The organism is Streptomyces drozdowiczii (assembly GCF_026167665.1).
Classification (GTDB): Bacteria; Actinomycetota; Actinomycetes; order Streptomycetales; family Streptomycetaceae; genus Streptomyces; species Streptomyces drozdowiczii_A.
The window spans coordinates 6,946,156-6,963,313 of the sequence record NZ_CP098740.1; the positions used below are offsets into that span (position 1 = coordinate 6,946,156).

14 protein-coding genes are annotated in these 17,158 nt (G+C 71.2%); 2 read left to right on the forward strand and 12 right to left on the reverse strand.

Translation table 11 applies throughout. The annotated features are described in order from the left end of the window. Window positions 1–39 precede the first annotated feature (39 nt). The 5 genes from NEH16_RS31505 to NEH16_RS31525 all read right to left on the reverse strand — a co-directional run bounded on the left by NEH16_RS31505 (window position 40) and on the right by NEH16_RS31525 (window position 7,635). A complete protein-coding gene (locus NEH16_RS31505; protein ID WP_265546532.1) occupies window positions 40–1,098 on the reverse strand; it encodes a 2-oxoacid:ferredoxin oxidoreductase subunit beta in 1,059 nt (352 codons plus the stop codon). Continuing rightward, on the reverse strand, window positions 1,091–2,989 hold the full coding sequence (locus NEH16_RS31510; protein ID WP_343299525.1) for a 2-oxoacid:acceptor oxidoreductase subunit alpha: 1,899 nt from the start codon (window positions 2,987–2,989) through the stop codon (window positions 1,091–1,093). Before NEH16_RS31510 ends, NEH16_RS31505 begins: the two co-directional genes overlap by 8 nt. Before the next feature lie 8 nt (window positions 2,990–2,997). Next, on the reverse strand, window positions 2,998–4,755 hold the full coding sequence (locus NEH16_RS31515) for an acetyl/propionyl/methylcrotonyl-CoA carboxylase subunit alpha (protein ID WP_265547455.1): 1,758 nt from the start codon (window positions 4,753–4,755) through the stop codon (window positions 2,998–3,000). 261 nt (window positions 4,756–5,016) lie between these two features. After that, on the reverse strand, window positions 5,017–6,636 hold the full coding sequence (locus NEH16_RS31520; RefSeq protein WP_265546533.1) for an acyl-CoA carboxylase subunit beta: 1,620 nt from the start codon (window positions 6,634–6,636) through the stop codon (window positions 5,017–5,019). 804 nt (window positions 6,637–7,440) lie between these two features. Further along, window positions 7,441–7,635 (reverse strand): hypothetical protein, encoded by a 195-nt coding sequence (locus NEH16_RS31525; RefSeq protein WP_265546534.1) that lies wholly within the window; start codon window positions 7,633–7,635, stop codon window positions 7,441–7,443. 206 nt (window positions 7,636–7,841) lie between these two features. Between NEH16_RS31525 and NEH16_RS31530 the strand changes: the two genes are divergently transcribed. Both NEH16_RS31530 and NEH16_RS31535 read left to right on the forward strand, forming a co-directional pair. Further along, the gene (locus NEH16_RS31530) at window positions 7,842–8,798 is read left to right on the forward strand and encodes a helix-turn-helix domain-containing protein (protein ID WP_242442285.1); all 957 of its coding nucleotides are present in this window, start codon (window positions 7,842–7,844) and stop codon (window positions 8,796–8,798) included. Between the two features lie 184 nt (window positions 8,799–8,982). Further along, on the forward strand, window positions 8,983–9,831 hold the full coding sequence (locus tag NEH16_RS31535) for an AfsA-related hotdog domain-containing protein (protein WP_265546536.1): 849 nt from the start codon (window positions 8,983–8,985) through the stop codon (window positions 9,829–9,831). Here the strand turns inward: NEH16_RS31535 and NEH16_RS31540 are convergent. The 7 genes from NEH16_RS31540 to NEH16_RS31570 are packed head-to-tail and all read right to left on the reverse strand — an operon-like array spanning window position 9,811 to window position 17,135. Beyond that, a complete protein-coding gene (locus tag NEH16_RS31540; protein ID WP_265547457.1) occupies window positions 9,811–10,671 on the reverse strand; it encodes a 4'-phosphopantetheinyl transferase family protein in 861 nt (286 codons plus the stop codon). The two genes, NEH16_RS31535 and NEH16_RS31540, sit on opposite strands and share 21 nt — an antisense overlap. Before the next feature lie 2 nt (window positions 10,672–10,673). Further along, a complete protein-coding gene (locus NEH16_RS31545) occupies window positions 10,674–10,919 on the reverse strand; it encodes an acyl carrier protein (RefSeq protein ID WP_265546538.1) in 246 nt (81 codons plus the stop codon). Beyond that, entirely contained in the window at window positions 10,894–12,822 is a 1,929-nt protein-coding gene (locus tag NEH16_RS31550; RefSeq protein ID WP_265546539.1) for an HAD-IIIC family phosphatase, read from the reverse strand. Before NEH16_RS31550 ends, NEH16_RS31545 begins: the two co-directional genes overlap by 26 nt. Continuing rightward, window positions 12,819–13,865 (reverse strand): 3-oxoacyl-ACP synthase III family protein, encoded by a 1,047-nt coding sequence (locus NEH16_RS31555; protein WP_073969423.1) that lies wholly within the window; start codon window positions 13,863–13,865, stop codon window positions 12,819–12,821. The genes NEH16_RS31550 and NEH16_RS31555 overlap by 4 nt, the downstream gene beginning before the upstream one ends. Next, on the reverse strand, window positions 13,862–14,113 hold the full coding sequence (locus NEH16_RS31560; RefSeq protein WP_265546541.1) for an acyl carrier protein: 252 nt from the start codon (window positions 14,111–14,113) through the stop codon (window positions 13,862–13,864). The genes NEH16_RS31555 and NEH16_RS31560 overlap by 4 nt, the downstream gene beginning before the upstream one ends. Next, on the reverse strand, window positions 14,098–16,848 hold the full coding sequence (locus tag NEH16_RS31565) for a type I polyketide synthase (RefSeq protein ID WP_265546542.1): 2,751 nt from the start codon (window positions 16,846–16,848) through the stop codon (window positions 14,098–14,100). The genes NEH16_RS31560 and NEH16_RS31565 overlap by 16 nt, the downstream gene beginning before the upstream one ends. Further along, on the reverse strand, window positions 16,845–17,135 hold the full coding sequence (locus tag NEH16_RS31570; RefSeq protein WP_073969425.1) for an acyl carrier protein: 291 nt from the start codon (window positions 17,133–17,135) through the stop codon (window positions 16,845–16,847). The genes NEH16_RS31565 and NEH16_RS31570 overlap by 4 nt, the downstream gene beginning before the upstream one ends. Window positions 17,136–17,158: the final 23 nt, after the last annotated feature.

Here is a 17,158-nt window from a genome sequence, read left to right on the forward strand (position 1 = left end):
ATATCGGGCTTGATGTATCAGTTCAAATGGGCAGAGCTGTCAGCCGACCACGGTCCAGTTGTCGTTTCCGGCGAGGAGGGCGGCGAGGTCGCCCTTGCCGTGGCGTTCGACGGCGGTGTCGAGTTGGTCGGCCATGGTGGTGTCGTAGACGGGGCGCTGCACGCTGCGTAGGACGCCGATGGGGGTGTGGTGGAGGGTGTCGGCGTCGGCGAGTCGGGACAGGGCGAAGGCCGTCGTCGGGCTCGGGGCGTGGGCGTCGTGGATGAGGATCTGTGACTTGTTGTCCTCGGTGACCGGGACGACTTTCAGGTCGCCGGTGAGGGGGTCGCGTACGACGCCCTTCGCACCGTCCGCGCCGAAGACGATCGGCTGCCCGTGTTCGAGGCGGATCACCGCCTCTTGGGCTTGGTCCTTGTCCTTGAGGACTTCGAAGGCGCCGTCGTTGAAGATGTTGCAGTTCTGGTAGATCTCGACCAGTGCGGTGCCGGGGTGGTCGGCGGCGGCGCGGAGCACGCTGGTGAGGTGTTTGCGGTCGGAGTCGACGGTTCTCGCGACGAAGGATGCCTCCGCGCCGATCGCGAGGGACACCGGGTTGAACGGGGCGTCCAGGGAGCCCATGGGCGTCGATTTGGTGATCTTGCCGAGTTCGGAGGTCGGGGAGTACTGGCCCTTGGTCAGGCCGTAGATCCGGTTGTTGAACAGCAGGATCTTCAGGTTGACGTTGCGGCGCAGGGCGTGGATGAGGTGGTTGCCGCCGATGGACAGGGCGTCGCCGTCACCCGTGACGACCCAGACGGACAGGTCGCGGCGGGAGGTGGCGAGGCCGGTGGCGATGGAGGGGGCGCGGCCGTGGATGGAGTGCATCCCATACGTATTCATGTAGTACGGGAAGCGGGAGGAGCAGCCGATGCCGGAGATGAAGACGATGTTTTCTTTGGCCAGGCCGAGGTCGGGCATGAAGCCCTGGACGGCGGCGAGGACGGCGTAGTCGCCGCAGCCGGGGCACCAGCGCACTTCCTGGTCGGACTTGAAGTCCTTCATGGACTGCGTGGTCTCGGCTTTGGGGACGAGCTGGAGCAGTTCGTTGGTCTCAGGCATCGATGGCCTCCTCGAGAGCGGTGGCGAGCTGCTCGGCCTTGAACGGCATGCCGTTGACCTGGTTGTAGCTGTGGGCGTCGACCAGGTAGGTGGCGCGGATGAGGGTGGCGAGCTGGCCGAGGTTCATCTCGGGGACGACCACCTTGTCGTAACGTCCCAGCACCTCGCCCAGATTCCGGGGGAAGGGGTTGAGATGCCGTAGATGAGCCTGGGCGATGGAACGCCCGGAGGCGCGCAGGCGGCGCACGGCGGCGGTGATCGGCCCGTACGTCGAGCCCCACCCCAGGACGAGGGTCTTCGCTTCGGCGGGGTCGTCGACTTCCAGGTCGGGGACTTGGATGCCGTCGATCTTGGCTTGGCGGGTGCGGACCATGAAGTCGTGGTTGGCGGGGTCGTAGGAGATGTTGCCGGTGCCGTCCTGCTTCTCGATCCCGCCGATGCGGTGTTCGAGGCCCGGGGTGCCGGGGACGGCCCAGGGGCGGGCCAGGGTCTGCGGGTCGCGTTTGTAGGGCCAGAAGACTTCGGTGCCGTCGGCGAGTTCGTGGTTGGGGCCGCTCGCGAACTGGACGCGCAGGTCGGGCAGCTGGTCGAGCTCGGGGATGCGCCAGGGCTCGGAGCCGTTGGCGAGGTAGCCGTCGGAGAGCAGGAAGACCGGGGTGCGGTAGGTCAGCGCGATCCGTGCCGCGTCCATGGCGGCGTCGAAGCAGTCCGCCGGGGTGCGCGGGGCCACGATCGGGACCGGGGCCTCACCGTTGCGCCCGTACATCGCCTGGAGCAGGTCCGCCTGTTCCGTCTTGGTCGGCAGCCCCGTCGAGGGCCCACCACGCTGAATGTCCACGATCAGCAACGGCAGTTCCAACGACACCGCGAGCCCGATGGTCTCCGACTTCAGCGCCACCCCCGGCCCCGACGTCGTCGTCACCGCAAGCGAACCACCGAACGCGGCACCCAGCGCGGCGCCGATGCCGGCGATCTCGTCCTCGGCCTGGAAGGTGCGCACGCCGAAGTTCTTGTGCCGGCTCAGCTCGTGCAGGATGTCGGAGGCCGGGGTGATCGGGTACGAGCCGAGATACAGCGGCAGGTCGGCCTGCTGGGAGGCGGCGATCAGCCCGTAGGACAGGGCCAGGTTCCCCGAGATGTTGCGGTAGGTGCCGGTGGGGAAGGCCTGCGAGGCCGGGGCGACCTCGTAACTGACGGCGAAGTCCTCCGTCGTCTCACCGAAGTTCCACCCGGCCCGGTAGGCGGCCACGTTCGCCTCCGCGATCTGCGGCTTCTTCGCGAACTTCGCCCGCAGAAAGGCTTCGGTGCCCTCGGTCGGGCGGTGATACATCCACGACAGCAGCCCGAGCGCGAACATGTTCTTCGACCGCTCGGCCTCCTTGCGGGAGAGCCCGAACTCCTTCAACGCCTCGATCGTCAAAGTCGTCAACGGCACCGGGTGGACGTTGTACGCCTCCAGCGAGCCGTCCTCCAGCGGATTGCTCTCGTAGCCGACCTTCGCCATCGGCCGCTTCGTGAACTCGTCGGTGTTCACGATGATCTCGGCCCCGCGCGGCACATCCGCGATGTTCGCCTTCAGCGCCGCCGGATTCATCGCGACCAGCACGTTCGGGGCGTCCCCCGGAGTCAGGATGTCGTGATCGGCGAAGTGCAGCTGGAACGACGAAACCCCCGGCAGAGTCCCTGCGGGGGCCCGGATCTCGGCCGGAAAGTTCGGCAGCGTGGACAGATCGTTCCCGAACGACGCCGTCTCCGACGTGAACCGGTCACCCGTCAACTGCATCCCGTCACCCGAATCACCCGCGAAACGGATGACGACCCGGTCGACCGACCGGACCTCTTTAGGCGTGAGCCGCAGCTCCGCGGGCGCGATGTCGTCAACAACGGACATGAGGGTTCTCACGACTCCTTGATCTCGCAGATGGTGGCGCCTGAGGTCACAGAGGCGCCGACTGTGGCCGTGAGGCCGACGACCGTGCCGGAGCGGTGCGCGTTGAGCGGCTGCTCCATCTTCATGGCTTCCAGGACGACGATGAGGTCGCCTTCCTTGACTTCCTGGCCTTCTTCGACGGCGATCTTCACGATCGTGCCCTGCATCGGGGAGGCCAGGGTGTCGCCGGAGACGGCCGAGCCGGACTTCTTGGCCGCGCGCCGCTTGGGCTTGGCACCCGCAGCGAGACCGGTACGGGCCAGGCTCATCCCGAGCGAGGAGGGCAGCGAGACCTCCAGGCGCTTGCCGCCGACCTCGACGACCACCGTCTCGCGGCCGGACTCGTCATCCGCCTCCGCCTCCGCCGGCGCGGCGAACGGCTTGATCTCGTTGACGAACTCCGTCTCGATCCAGCGCGTGTGCACACGGAACGGATCCGCGGTGAACGCCGGGTCCCTCACGACCGCGCGGTGGAACGGGATCGCGGTCGCCATCCCCTCCACCTGGAACTCCGCCAGGGCGCGCGCCGCGCGCTGGAGCGCCTGCTCACGGGTCGCACCCGTCACGATCAGCTTCGCGAGCAGGGAGTCCCAGGCCGGGCCGATGACCGAGCCGGACTCTACGCCCGCGTCCAGGCGCACGCCCGGACCCGACGGTGCCTCGAACTTCGTGACGGTGCCGGGGGCCGGGAGGAAGCCGCGGCCCGGGTCCTCGCCGTTGATCCGGAACTCGAAGGAGTGACCGCGCGAGACCGGGTCCTCATACCCGAGTGCTTCGCCGTCGGCGATCCGGAACATCTCACGCACCAGGTCGATACCGGAGACCTCCTCGGTCACCGGGTGCTCCACCTGCAGGCGGGTGTTGACCTCCAGGAAGGAGATCGTGCCGTCCATCCCGACCAGGAACTCGACCGTCCCGGCGCCGACGTAGCCGGCCTCCTTCAGGATCGCCTTCGACGCCGCGTACAGCTCCGCGTTCTGCGCGTCCGACAGGAACGGCGCCGGAGCCTCCTCCACCAGCTTCTGGTGGCGGCGCTGCAACGAGCAGTCACGCGTCGAGACGACGACCACGTTGCCGTGCGTGTCGGCCAGGCACTGCGTCTCCACATGCCGCGGCTTGTCGAGGTAGCGCTCCACGAAGCACTCCCCGCGCCCGAACGCCGCGACCGCCTCACGCACCGCGGAGTCGTACAGCTCCGGGATCTCCTCCAGCGTCCGCGCGACCTTCAGCCCGCGCCCGCCACCACCGAACGCCGCCTTGATCGCGATCGGCAGCCCGTGCTCCTCCGCGAACGCCACGACCTCCGCCGAACCCGCCACCGGATCCGGGGTCCCCGCGACCAGCGGGGCACCGGCACGCTGCGCGATATGACGGGCGGCGACCTTGTCACCCAGATCCCGGATCGCGTGCGGCGGCGGGCCGATCCACGTCAGACCCGCGTCCAGCACCGCCTGGGCGAACTCGGCGTTCTCCGAGAGGAAGCCGTAACCCGGGTGGACCGCGTCCGCCCCCGAGTCCTCGGCAGCCTGGAGCACCTTGGCGATGTCCAGATAACTGGCCGCCGGGGTGTCACCGCCCAGAGCGAATGCCTCGTCGGCCACACGGACGTGCAGAGCGTCACGATCCGGATCGGCGTAGACGGCCACGCTGCCGATACCCGCGTCCCGACAGGCCCGGGCAACACGAACAGCGATCTCGCCACGGTTGGCGACGAGCACCTTGCGGATTCCGCCGGTCGTCACGACGCCCACGCTCCGGGGCCCGGTAGAAGCCCGCGGGCTGTTCCCAGCGGATGCGGCCCCGCCCGGGTGCGCGCGACTCGTCGCCCCGCACGCCGTCGGCGGCTCCGGACTCGGCTTCCCCGCCGGGTGCGAAGCGGGCGGCGAGCACCGCGGCGAGCGCGGCGACGTCCTCGGCGCTCGGGTTGCCTCCGGTGATCCGCAGCGAGGCCAGCGAGAGTTCCACCCCGGCGCGGGGCTCCTCGGCCGTCACAGCGGGAGGTTTCCGTGCTTGCGGCCCGGGAGCGGCACATGCTTCGTCCGCAGCATGGCGAGAGCGGCGATCAGCCGGCCGCGGGTGTCGGCGGGGTCGATCACGTCGTCGACGAGCCCGCGCTCGGCAGCGTAGTAGGGGTGCATGAGTTCGGTCGTGTACTCCTTGATCTTCTGTGCGCGCATCTCCGCGGGGTCGTCGGCGGCGGCTATCTCGCGGCGGAAGATGACGTTGGCCGCGCCCTCGGCCCCCATGACGGCGATCTCGTTGCTGGGCCAGGCCAGTGCGACGTCGGCACCGATGGAGCGGGAGTCCATGACGATGTAGGCGCCGCCGTACGCCTTGCGCAGGACGAGCGAGATCCGTGGGACGGTGGCGTTGCAGTACGCGTAGAGCAGTTTGGCTCCGTGCCGGATCACTCCGCCGTGTTCCTGGTCCACGCCCGGAAGGAAGCCGGGTACGTCGACCAGGGTGACCAGCGGGATGCTGAAGGCATCGCAGAACTGGACGAAGCGGGCCGCCTTCTCGCTGGACTCGATGTCGAGCACGCCGGCGAGGACGGCGGGCTGGTTCGCGACGATGCCGGTGACCCGGCCGTCGAGCCGGGCGAGGCCGCAGACGACGTTCTGCGCCCACTGCCCGTGGACCTCGAAGAAGTCACCGTGGTCGACGATCTCCTCGATCACCCGGCGCATGTCGTACGCCTGGTTGGCCTGGGACGGGACGAGGTCCAGCAGGCGTTCGCACCGGCGGTCGGCGGGGTCGTCGGCCGGGGCGACCGGCGGAAGCTCGCGATTGTTCGAGGGGAGCATCGACAGGAGGTGGCGGACGTCCTCCAAGCAGCTCTCCTCGGTGTCGTAGGCGAAGGCGGCCACTCCTGAGACCGCGGCGTGCACATCGGCACCGCCGAGGCCGTTCTGGGAGATTTCCTCGCCGGTCACCGACCGGACGACGTCGGGGCCGGTGATGAACATCTGCGAGGTGCCGCGGACCATGAAGACGAAGTCCGTGAGCGCCGGGGAGTACGCCGCGCCGCCCGCGCAGGGCCCGAGCATCACCGAGATCTGCGGGATGACACCGGAGTTGCGGACATTGCGCTGGAAGATGCCGCCGTAGCCGGCCAGGGCCGAGACGCCTTCCTGGATACGGGCGCCGGCGCCGTCGCACAGGCCGACGACGGGGGCGCCGGCGGCCTCGGCGAGGTCCATGACCTTGTGGATCTTCTCCGCGTGGGCCTCGCCGAGGGCGCCGCCGAAGATCCGGAAGTCGTGGGCGTACGTGAAGACGGTGCGGCCGTGGACGGTGCCCCAGCCGATGACGACGCCGTCGCTGTGCGGCTTCTTGTCCTCCAGGCCGAAGCCGGTGGCCCGGTGACGGCGCAGGCCCTCGATCTCGACGAACGTACCCTCGTCGAAGAGGAGGGCGACGCGTTCACGGGCCGTCAGCTTGCCTTTGGCGTGCTGGGCCTCGGTGGCGCGGTCGCTCGGGCCGCGGAGCACCTGCTCCTGGAGGGCGTTCAGTTCGGCGGTGCGTTCGCGCAGGGTGGTGTTCGGAACGGGCTGGGGCGTCGGCGGGCGCTCCGCGGGGCGGACGGGCCTGTCCTCGACGATGCTCATTCAAGGTCACCTTTCGACGCGGGTGTGCCAGTGGGCCGGCTGGCGCGCCACAGAGGTTCGGTGGACCCCCTAAAGCCGGGCTTGCGCGCAGGGCGGCGCAGTGTCCTGGCGGCCGGGACGGCCGTACAGCCGGGTGCGGCACCCGTACCTGGTGCGGGCACATGTGTGGTTATCGCGTGCGTCTGTTGATGAACTCATGAAGGGGGCTGAATGATCGGTTTCTCTGCTCCCCGCGCCGGCCGGGAAACCGGACGCCGGTCCTGTTTTCTCCTCGTGCCGGGTACCTCAATTGACGCTGAGCGACGGGCCGGCGATTCTCCGGAACTGCGCGCACAGCCGTTCGAACCGGACCGGGGGCGGGAGTCCTGTCGATCGCCCTCGACGCCCTCCACCGGGGCATGACCCGAGGGGCGGGGCCCGTCGAGCACGGGACGCCCCGTCCTCCCGACGGAGACGGCACCTCGGCCGCGGAGCACTTAATTCATCAATGCCTTAACAGCCCGCAGCCCGGACGGAAATACGGACGACACCGAGCGCACCCCGGAAGAAACCGACAGGATCAAAAGGGTGGCCATCAAATGAACGGCCTTGCTTTCTTCCGAGTGCACATGTACGGGACATATGCGTGAAGCATTCGGGAAATCCGGCTCGCATTTACGCGCGGAAGAGACGTACACCGCCGGACGGAGCGGCAAGGAGCAGACCCTCATCGGTCACGAATTGCCCCAGGAACGGCAAAGCTCCCGCAACCGGCCGAGGCGGCCGGTCGGGGAGCGGACGAGCGACTCCGACCCAAGGTCCGAGTCAGGGGTGGGCAACACCCCACTGGTCGTCGAGAACCTGGAGCCACATGTCACCGCCGAGGGACGAACCGGAGATATCGACCTTCGCTCGCAGATCCGGAGTCGATGCTTCCGCCAAGCCCATTCCAAGACTTCCCCAAATTCCGAGCGTAACGAGCAAACCCGAGAATATGCGCTTCGCCGCTGCCTTGTTCATCTTTACCCCCTGTAGACATCCCTGCGGTGCGAGGTACACACTGCCAACCGGCTCAAGCCGCTCTCAAGCGAATCTCGATGACGTAAAGTGGCCTGGCAGCTAGTTCCACATACGGGGGAGTGACCACAGGGATGGCCGGGGAACCGCATTACTTGCCGCACTCCGATGCCTTCGACGACGACTGCGCCATTGCTTATCAACATGCCGTGACTCATGGCCGGTACACCCGGCACGGGGTGGCCGAGGCCCTCGGGATCAGCCTCGACGAGGCCGCGCAGATCGAGAAGAAGCTGCAGACCCTGAGCCTGCTCCACCCGACGCCCGGCGAGCCGGGCACCTTCGTCCCGGTCAGCCCGGACGCGGCAGCCGCCGATCTCGTCGGACCCACCGAGGCGCAGATCCGTGAACTCCAGCAGGCGGTCACCGACGTACGCACACAGATGCGGGCCCTGGAACCCACGTACTTCGAGAGCCGCCAGCGCCGCAACCAGGCGGAAGCCTTCGACATCGTCAGCGACATCGGCGTCCTGCAGTCGATGCTCAACGACTGGGGCGCCCGGTGCCGTACGGAGGTGCTCACCGCCCAGCCCGGCGGCCCCAGACCCAGTCACTTCCTCGACAACGCCCGGCCGCTCACACTGACGCGCCTGGCGCGCGGGGTGACGGTGCGCCACCTCTACCAGCACACCGTGCGCAGCGATCTGGCGACCACCGCGTACGTGCGGGCCGTGACAGCCGCCGGCGCCGAGGTCCGTACGACGGACGAGCTGATCGACCGCATCATCATCTACGACCGGGAGATCGTCTTCCTCCCCGAGCAGAACGTGGACGGCCGCGCCCCCGGCGCGGTGGTGGTCCGCGAGCCGACGCTCGTGGCCTTCCTCTACAAGGTGTACGAGCACCTGTGGACGGCCGCCACCTCCTTCTCGCCGGGGGCCGAGGAGCCCACGGCCGTGACCGATGACCTGAAACGATCGATCGTCAGGCTGATGGCCCAGGGTCACAAGGACGAGGTGGTGGCGCGGCGGCTGGGCATGTCGGTGCGGACCTGCCGGCGCTACATCTCCCAGATCATGGAGGAACTGGAGTCCACCAGCCGGTTCCAGGCGGGCGTGAGCGCGGCCGCGAGCGGGATGCTCGACGACCCCAGCGGCATGACGTAAGGCATTACGTGCCGGGCCACTTGCTGCCATCACGGATGGCTGGTTCCGGCGCCCGCCGTCGGTGCACCCTGAATCGGGCCGAGACCGTATCCGGTCCGGTTCCTAGGGGGTGTGACGTATGCGGAGTCCCGCAGTCCGTCATCTGATCCACCGGCCGAGGTCGTGGCAGCATCCGGTCCCGGCCGTGCCCGACACCGAGGAGGAGTTCGTCCTCGTCTGCGAGTTCCCGGCCGGGAACTCGCAGGGGCGGCGCTTCCACGAGCTGCTGGACGTGGTCGGTGCGGTCCAGGAGGCCGCCGAGTTCATCGGGCGCTGCCATTTCGCCGTGAACCCCGACCGGGTGGCGGTCTTCTACCGCTTCGGGCTGTGGGCGGACGACATCGCGGCCCTGCGCAGCCGTGTGCCGCCCGGACGGCTCGACGTCCGGCTGAGCGTACGCCCGGACAAGGTCGTGGACGGCGTACCTCGGGTTCTGGAGTTCCGGATGGCGATCCGGATCGACGGCAGTCCCTGTGGTGCCGGGGACGCCAGCCTGGTCTTCCTGGCTCCCGGCGTGCACACCAACCACCGCCGCCACAGCCGCGCGGCGCTGCTGGCCGCCTGCGGCACGGGCGGCGCGACCGCCTCTGCGGGTGCTCCCGTCGAACCGGCTGCCCTCGGGTACGCGGACCCCCGTGACGTGCTGCTGCGCAACCCCGGTACGGCCGACGGACGGCTCTCCGTCGACGTGGTGCTGCCCCCGCCCGTCGACGGGGAGATCCCGGCGCGGGTCCTGCTGGAGGCCGTGCGGCAGGTCTCGCTGTACTCCGCCGTGCGGGCGCACGGGCTGGCGGCCGGGCGGATCACGCTGGCCTCACTGCGGGCGCACTTCCGGGGCTACGCGGAACCGGACCTGCCGCTGCGCTGCGCGGCCGTGTGGGAGCCGCTGGGCAAGGACGGGAGCGGGCGGCGGCTGGCGCCGGTCTCGCTCAGCCTCATCCAGGCCGACCGGGCTGTCCTGGAGACGACCACCTCAGTGGTCGAGGAACTGTGACCAGTAGTCATGCGACCACTCCCCCTCCAGCGCCTCGGTGAGCGCGGCCACCGCGTCGGTGTCGAGCATGGTGGTGATCTGGGCGTCCGCGGTCCGGCCGAGCCCGGCGTCGTAGACGGCGGCGCTGACGCAGAACTCCAGGCCGTCGCTGACGAGGAGGCACGTCCGGAAGGACCATTCGTCGCCCGCTCCCGGTGTCCCGTCCGGGCGGTGCACCTGGGTGGGCCGCCCGTCGGGGCCGAAGCCGAACTCGGTGAACCTGAACCGCATGCCCTGCCCGATGGCTTTGCTGTACGCCTCCTTGAGTGTCCAGAGCCGCAGCAGGCTCGGGTTGCGCTCCTCCTCCGGCAGCTCGGAGACGAGCAGCCGCTCGTGCGGGGTGCAGATGTGCCGGTCGAGCCCGCGGCTGTAGATGCGCCGGTCGGACCGTTCGGCGTCCACACCGACCAGGCCGCGCGTGGTCAGGCCGACCAGCAGCAGGTCGTCGGTGTGGCTGAGGCTGATGTCGATCTGGTCGCAGCCGCGCAGGTACGGCCGGCCGGTGGGTCCGTACATCAGTTCCAGGTCCTGCGGCTCGGCGTGCAGCGCGGCGGCCGCGGCGTGTTTGAGCAGCAGGCGGGAGGCGGCGAACTGGTCGCGTATCTCCTCGTGCGTGATGTCCCGGTACCGCGCCCAGTCCCGGCCGAGGGTGGCGCGCAGCGAAGCCCCTCCGGGGTCGGCGGGGCGCCAGTCGTCGAGGCGGCCGTGGACCAGCGCGGTGCCGTGCGCCGCCAGTTCGGTGCGCACGGCGGCCCAGTTGGTACCCGCCACCGTCACGGCGAGGGGGTCCCCGATGGTCATGGTCACGGGGCGACCACCAGGCGGTGGACCTCGGCGAGGTTGCGTGCCTGGAGGACCCGGGCGACCGGGACGGGCCGGCCGGTGGCCCGCTCGGCGAGCATGACCAGGCGCAGCAGGTGTACCGAGTCCCAGTCCAGCAGGGTGTCGAAGTCCGCGGCGGCTTGCTGCGGGGTCAGGTCGAGACCCAGTTCCTCGCAGACGTGGGCGAGGAAGCCGGGCAGGTCAGTGATGTTGCAGGTGGTGTCCATGCACCGTCCCTCCGAGTCGGGCGTCGAGTGTCAGGTGACCCGGTACGGGTGGCAGGGGGTCCAGCGTGTGCCGGAACCAGATGCCGTCCCCGTCCGTTCCCTCCTCCTGGGTGAAGCCGAGGGACGGGTAGAAGCCGCGCACCCTCGCGTTGCTGCGGGTGGGGCGGTAGCGGGCCCGCACGGCGGCCAGGCCCTGGTCTCGGGCATGGGCCAGTACGGTGGCCAGGCAGGCGTCCTCGATGCCCCGGGCCAGTGCCCGGCAGCTGAGGAACACGTTGTCCACGGCCAGGGTGTCCCCCTCGCGGCGGACGAAGAGCGCGCCGACCAGCCCGCTGTCGCCGAAGCGGTCGCTGACGCGGACCGCGAGCACCTGGTGGCCGTCGGTGTGCTGGAAGGCGGCGACGCGGTCGGCCTGGACCCGTTCGCCGGTGAGGTTGAACTGGTTGGTGCGCAGCGACAGCTGGGAGAGCCGGCGGATCTCGTGCGGCTCGGGCCCGGAGAGGCTGACCTCGGTACGCAGCTCCGTCAGGTAGTCCTCGTAGGAGCCGGTGCTCCCCCGGAACTTCTCGCGTGCGGCGGCCTCCTGATAGCGGACGGTGCGACGGGTGTCGTCGTCGGTGATCTGCGGCGTGTCGAACCAGCCGTCGCGGAGCAGGGCGTGCAGGTGCAGGGCCGGTTCGGGGCCGAGCGGGACGACGGCGGTGCCGGGCAGGTGGCGGCGGATCAGGGCCCGCTCCACGGGCGAGTCGTCGAGGAAGACGAGGGCGTCGGCGGAGATGCCGAGCCGCCGGGCGATGGCGTGGAGGCTGCCGTCCTTGGGCTCCCAGCCGGCGTGGACGGCGACGAAGTCCGCGGGGCGCAGGGTCATGTCGGGGTGGCCGGCGAGCACGTCGTGGACGGGGCCGGGGTCGTTCTTGCTGCTGACGGCGAGCAGGACCCCTTGGGCCGCGAGCTGTTTCGCCACCCGCTGGACGGCCGCGTACGGCTCGCCGATCAGGCTGCCGCCCGGCGCGATGCCGTCGGGCCCGTCCTCGCCGAGGACCCCGCCCCACAGGGTGTTGTCGAGGTCGAGGACGAGGCACTTCTTGGCCAGGCCGGACCGGGAGCGCAGGACGTGGGCCGCGTCGCGGGCGTAGGCGGAGAACAGCTCGTCGCTGAAGGGCGAGCGGGTGTAGAGGGCCAGACGCGGGTCGCCGGCCGGGCCCATGGAGGCGATGACCGGGTCGAGGTCGAGGACCGCGACGGCGGGGTGGCTCTCGGTCAGGCGCAGCAGGCGGGCGTTGAATTCGCGCCACACCGCGCCGAGCCGGGCGCGCCCTTGTTGGTCCACGAGTTGCTGGGCGCAGTGGCGGGGCAGCGGCAGGGTGTTGAGGACCAGGGTGCCGGTGCCGTGGGCGGTGTGCGCCTCGGCGATGCGGGTGAGGTGGGCGGTGAGTTCCGCGCAGGCGGTCTCGACGTCGTCGGGGCCCCAGGGCAGGGGGAGCCGGCCGAGGACGGCGTCGGCGTCCAGGACGCACAGGGTGAGGTCGGGGCGGGCGGTGCGCAGTTCCCCGCCGGGGTCGGTGAGATCGCGCAGGTAGGCGCCGTGGGTGCCGTGGACCTGGTGGGCGAGCAGGCCGTGCCGGGCCAGTTCGGCGGTCAGCGGGTCGGTGAGCTGGGCCAGGGTGGAGTGGCCGGTGACGGCGACGGTGACGACGGGCGTCGCCGGGTGGCCGGCGAGGACGTCCTCGGTGCGCAGGGAGGCCAGGACGCGGCCGCAGCGGCGCAGTTCGGTCAGGAGGTCGGCCTCGGTCCGCGAGGGGTCGTCGGTGATCTCGGCCAGCAGGGAACGCACCCGCGGGTAGCGGGCGGCGAGTCTCCCAGTGGTGTGCAGTGCGCGGAGTTCCTCCAGCGGGGCGGTCACCGTGTGTCCTCCTTCTCCAGGGCGAGACCTGCCTTGATCCACTTGCTGGACTCGACGACGAGGGCCAGCGCGCGGTCCCCGGGGCGCAGCTCCGGCACGAGGCGGTCGAGCTGTACGAACGGCAGGGCGTTTCCGGTGTTGCCGGTGTCGGCGACGCAGGAGATCTCCCGGGGGCCGGGCAGCTCCAGGTCCTCGACGATGCGCCGGGTCATCCGGCCCGAGAGCTGTGGCGGCAGCAGGAAGTCGATCTCGTCCGGGCTCCAGCCGGTGGTCTCCAGCAGCTGCCAGAGGATCTCCCCCGCCATGAGGGGCACGCCCTCCTCGATGGCCTTGTAGTCCTCGTGGAGCATGCGGCGGTCCGGGTCGCGGCGGGCGGGCCCCTCCCAGTCGATGGTCTGGCCCGGGGCGCGGCCCTGTCCGGTGAAGCAGTTGAGCAGCGCCCGCACGCCGATGGCCTCGCCCTCGGGGTCCGCGCTGACGACGGCCGCGCCCGCGCCGTCCCCGAACAGCACGTAGTTGACGAGTTCCTGGGTGGGCAGGGTGGCGGCGCCGCGCGCGGGGTCGAGGAAGCGGTCGGTGACGTCCCCGCCGACGACGAGCCCGGCCCGGTGGCCGGAGGCGATCAGTGCGCGGCCGAGGTCGAGGGCCTGGACGGCGCCCGCACAGCCCGCCTGGATCTGGTACACGGGCAGGTAGTTGAGCCCGAGCCGGTCCGCGACCTGGGTGGCGGTGGTCGGGAGCAGGGCGTCGGGGGTGGTGGTGGTGAGGACCAGGAAGTCGAGTTCGGAGGCGGTGAAGCCGGACGCGTCCAGCGCCCGGCCGGCCGCCTCGGCGCACAGGTCGGTGAGGGAGTGCAGGACCTCGCCGGTGGCCAGGTCCCAGCCGAAGTGGCGGGTGCGGGTGCCTACGAAGAGGTCGATCCACTCCTCGCTGATCCCGAAGACCTTGCCGAGGGAGGCGTTGCTGACGGCCGGTCCGGGCAGGGCGGCGGCGGTGCCGGCGATGTGGAGGGCGGGTGCGGGCATGCCCGTGGGGCGGTTCATGGGGTGGCTCCTACGCTGATCCACTCGCCGAGGAACGCGGCGAGTGAGCCCACCGTCCGCAGGGCCGGGAGGATTTGCTGGACGGTGACGCTGCCGGTCTGCGGCAGTCTCGATTCGACGCGGTCCTTGAGCTGCATGATCATCACGGAGTCGAAGCCGAGGTCGGCGTAGAACCGGGTCGCGTGGCCGACCTGGGCCGGGTCGTACCCGCCGACCTCGACGACGGCGGCGATCACGGCTCCGAGCACGGGGTCCTCGGGGCCGTCCGGAGCGGCAGGGGCTCCGGTACCGGCGTCGGCGGGGGATGCGGCCCCGGGCCCGCCGGGGGCAGCGGGGTCCGGGGCCGCGGTCGTGGTGGCGGCGCGGGGCACCGGCGCGTGCCAGTACCGGCGCTCGGTGGAGAACGCGTACGGCGCCAGCCGCTCCAGCACGCGGTGCGCGGGCTCGTACAGCTCCTGCCAGTGCGGGTCGAGTCCGCAGCGGTAGAGGGCGGCGGCGGTCTCGGCGAGGTCGGCGCCGCCCGCGTGGGTGCCGGGCGCGGGATGCAGCAGCCGTACTCCTCCGGGCAGTCCGGTCCGGCCGGCGAGCTGGACGAGCTGGGGGCGGGGCCGATCTCGATCAGCACCCCGGGCATCAGGTCGGCCATCAGGGCGTCCAGGGCCGCTTGGAACAGCACCGGTTCCCGGGCCTGCTCGCGCCAGTACGCGGCGTCCAGCGGCTCGTCGCCGAGCATGCGCCCGTAGCGGGTGGAGGCGAAGGGGATGCGGGGGGCGGTGCAGGCGACCCCGGCCGCGGACTCGGCGAACCGGTCGAGGGCCGGTTCGGTCAGCGGCGAGTGGAAGGCGTGCGAGACGCTCAGCCCGCTGCTGCGGATTCCGGAGGCGCGCAGTGCGGCGGCGACGGTGTCGAGTGTTTCCAGGGCACCGGACAGGACCGTGCTGCCGGGCCCGTTGACGGCGGCCACGGACACCGTCCGCCGGACGGCGTGCGGAAGGGTTCTCAGCGCCTCCCGCGCCTCGGCCTCGTCCGCGCGCACGGAGAGCATGCCGCCGCCCTCGGGAAGTTCCTCCATCAGCCGCGCCCGTACGGCGATCAGCCGGACGGCGTCCTCCAGGGTGAGCGCGCCGGCGGCGACGGCCGCGGCGAACTCACCGACGCTGTGGCCGAGCACGGCGTCGGGGTGGACACCGAGGTCGCCCAGGGTGCGCCACAGCGCGTAGCCGACGGCGAACAGGGCGGGCTGGGCCCAGCCGGTGCGGTGGACGGCCGGGTCCTCGTCGAGGATCAGGTCGCGGACCGAACCGCCCAGGTGGGGGGCGAGTGCGGCGTCGGCCTCGTCGAGGTGGCGGCGGTAGGCGGCGCTGTCGCGGTAGAGGCCGGCGGTCATGCCCGGTTCCTGGGCGCCCTGGCCGCTGAAGAGGAAGCCGATGACCGGGGGGTGCCAGGCCCGGTCCGCGATACCGGCCCGCAGCTGGGCGTCGTCGGCGGCTGCTCTCAGGGCGGTCGCCAGTTCCGCGGTGTCGCGGGCGGTGATCGCGGCCCGGTAGCCCAGGCCCGTCTTGACCTTGTTGCTGGTCCAGCACAGGGCAGCGGCGTCGCCGCGCGGGCGGCGGGCGACGGCCTCGGCCTGACGGGCGAGGTTGCGGCGCAGCGCCTCGGGGGTGTCGCCGGAGACGGTGAACACGCCGACGGGGGCGGCGGTACGGGTACGGCGCGCGGGTGTGCGGCGCACTCGCGGAGCTGCGGCGAGGACGGCGTGGGCGTTGGTGCCGCCCATGCCGAAGCTGCTGACCCCGGCGAGGACTTCTCCGGCCGGGAGCCGCAGGGGCGCCTTGAGCAGGCTCAGGCCGCGCTCGGCGAGCCGGAGCTGGGGGTTCTCGCGGACGGCGTGGCGGCTGGCGGGCACCAGGCGGTGGTGCAGGGCGAGGGCGACCTTGATGAGGCCGGCGATGCCGGCGGCGCCCTCCGTGTGCCCCAGGTTGCCCTTGACGGAGCCGATGGCGCAGGGCTCGGGGCGCCGCACGGCGTGGAGTTCGCCGAGGGCGGCGCACTCGATGATGTCGCCGAGCGCGGTGCCGGTGCCGTGGGCCTCGATGAAGCGGATGCGGTCGGGGGTGACTCCGGCGCGCCGGTAGGCGGCGGCGACGACCTCGCGCTGGGACCACCGGTTGGGGGCGGTGACCCCGTTGCTGCGGCCGTCCTGGTTGACGGCGGAGCCCCGGATGACGGCGTACACGCGCTGCCCGTCGGCGAGCGCGTCCTCCAGTCTGCGCAGGACGACGGTGCCCGCTCCGTCGCTGCGCCCGATGCCGTCCGCGTCGGCGCTGAACGGCTTGCAGCGGCCGTCGGGGGCGGCGAGGCCCATCTGCGCGTAGACGCGGCCGATGGACGGGGTCAGCACGAGGTTGACGCCTCCGGCGAGCGCGGTGCCGCACTCCCCCGCCAGCAGGGAGTTGACGGCCAGATGCACGGCGACGAGGGAGGAGGAACAGGCGGTGTCGACGGCGAGGCTGGGGCCCTTGAGGTCGAGGTGGTACGAGATCCGGTTGGCGGCCATGCAGGAACTGGTGCCGGCGCCGAGCTGGGGGGTGACCCGGGAGTGGTCGGCCATGTGGAGCTGGGCCCACTCGCTGCCCATCGCCCCGACGAAGACCCCCGTGTCGCTGCCGGCGAGGGCGGCCGGGGACTGGCCGGAGTCCTCCAGCGCCCGCCACGCGCACTGGAGGAGCAGCCGGTGCTGCGGGTCCATGGCCGCGGCCTCGCGGGGCGAGACGGTGAAGAAGTCGTTGTCGAAGGTGGCGATGTCCTCGATGAACCCTCCGCGCACGGAGGCGTCGAAGCCGGTCCCCTCGCGCCGCCCGGCGGGCAGTTCGCCGATGCTGTCGCCGCCGCGGACGAGCAGCTCCCAGAAGCTCTCGGCACCGACCGCGCCGGGGAAGACGCAGTCGATCCCGACGACGGCCACCGCGCCGGGGCCCGTCACGGGCGCGTTCCGCCGGCCGGTACCCGGACGCCGCGCGAGGCCAGGTGCCGGGCCAGGGCGGCCACCGTGGAGTGGTCCCAGGCCATGGACGGGTCGACCGGGATGCCGAACTCGTCCTCCACGTCGCCGCAGAGGCTCAGTGCGCACACCGAGTCCATGCCGTACACCGCGAGCGGGACGGTGGGGTCGATGCTTTCGGGCTCCCGGTCCAGGTAGACGGCGAGCCGGTCGGTCAGCCACCCGTACAGCGGGGCAGCCGTGTTGCGCGGCGGCGCGGGCAGGGTCATGCCGGACTCCTTCGGTGCAAGGC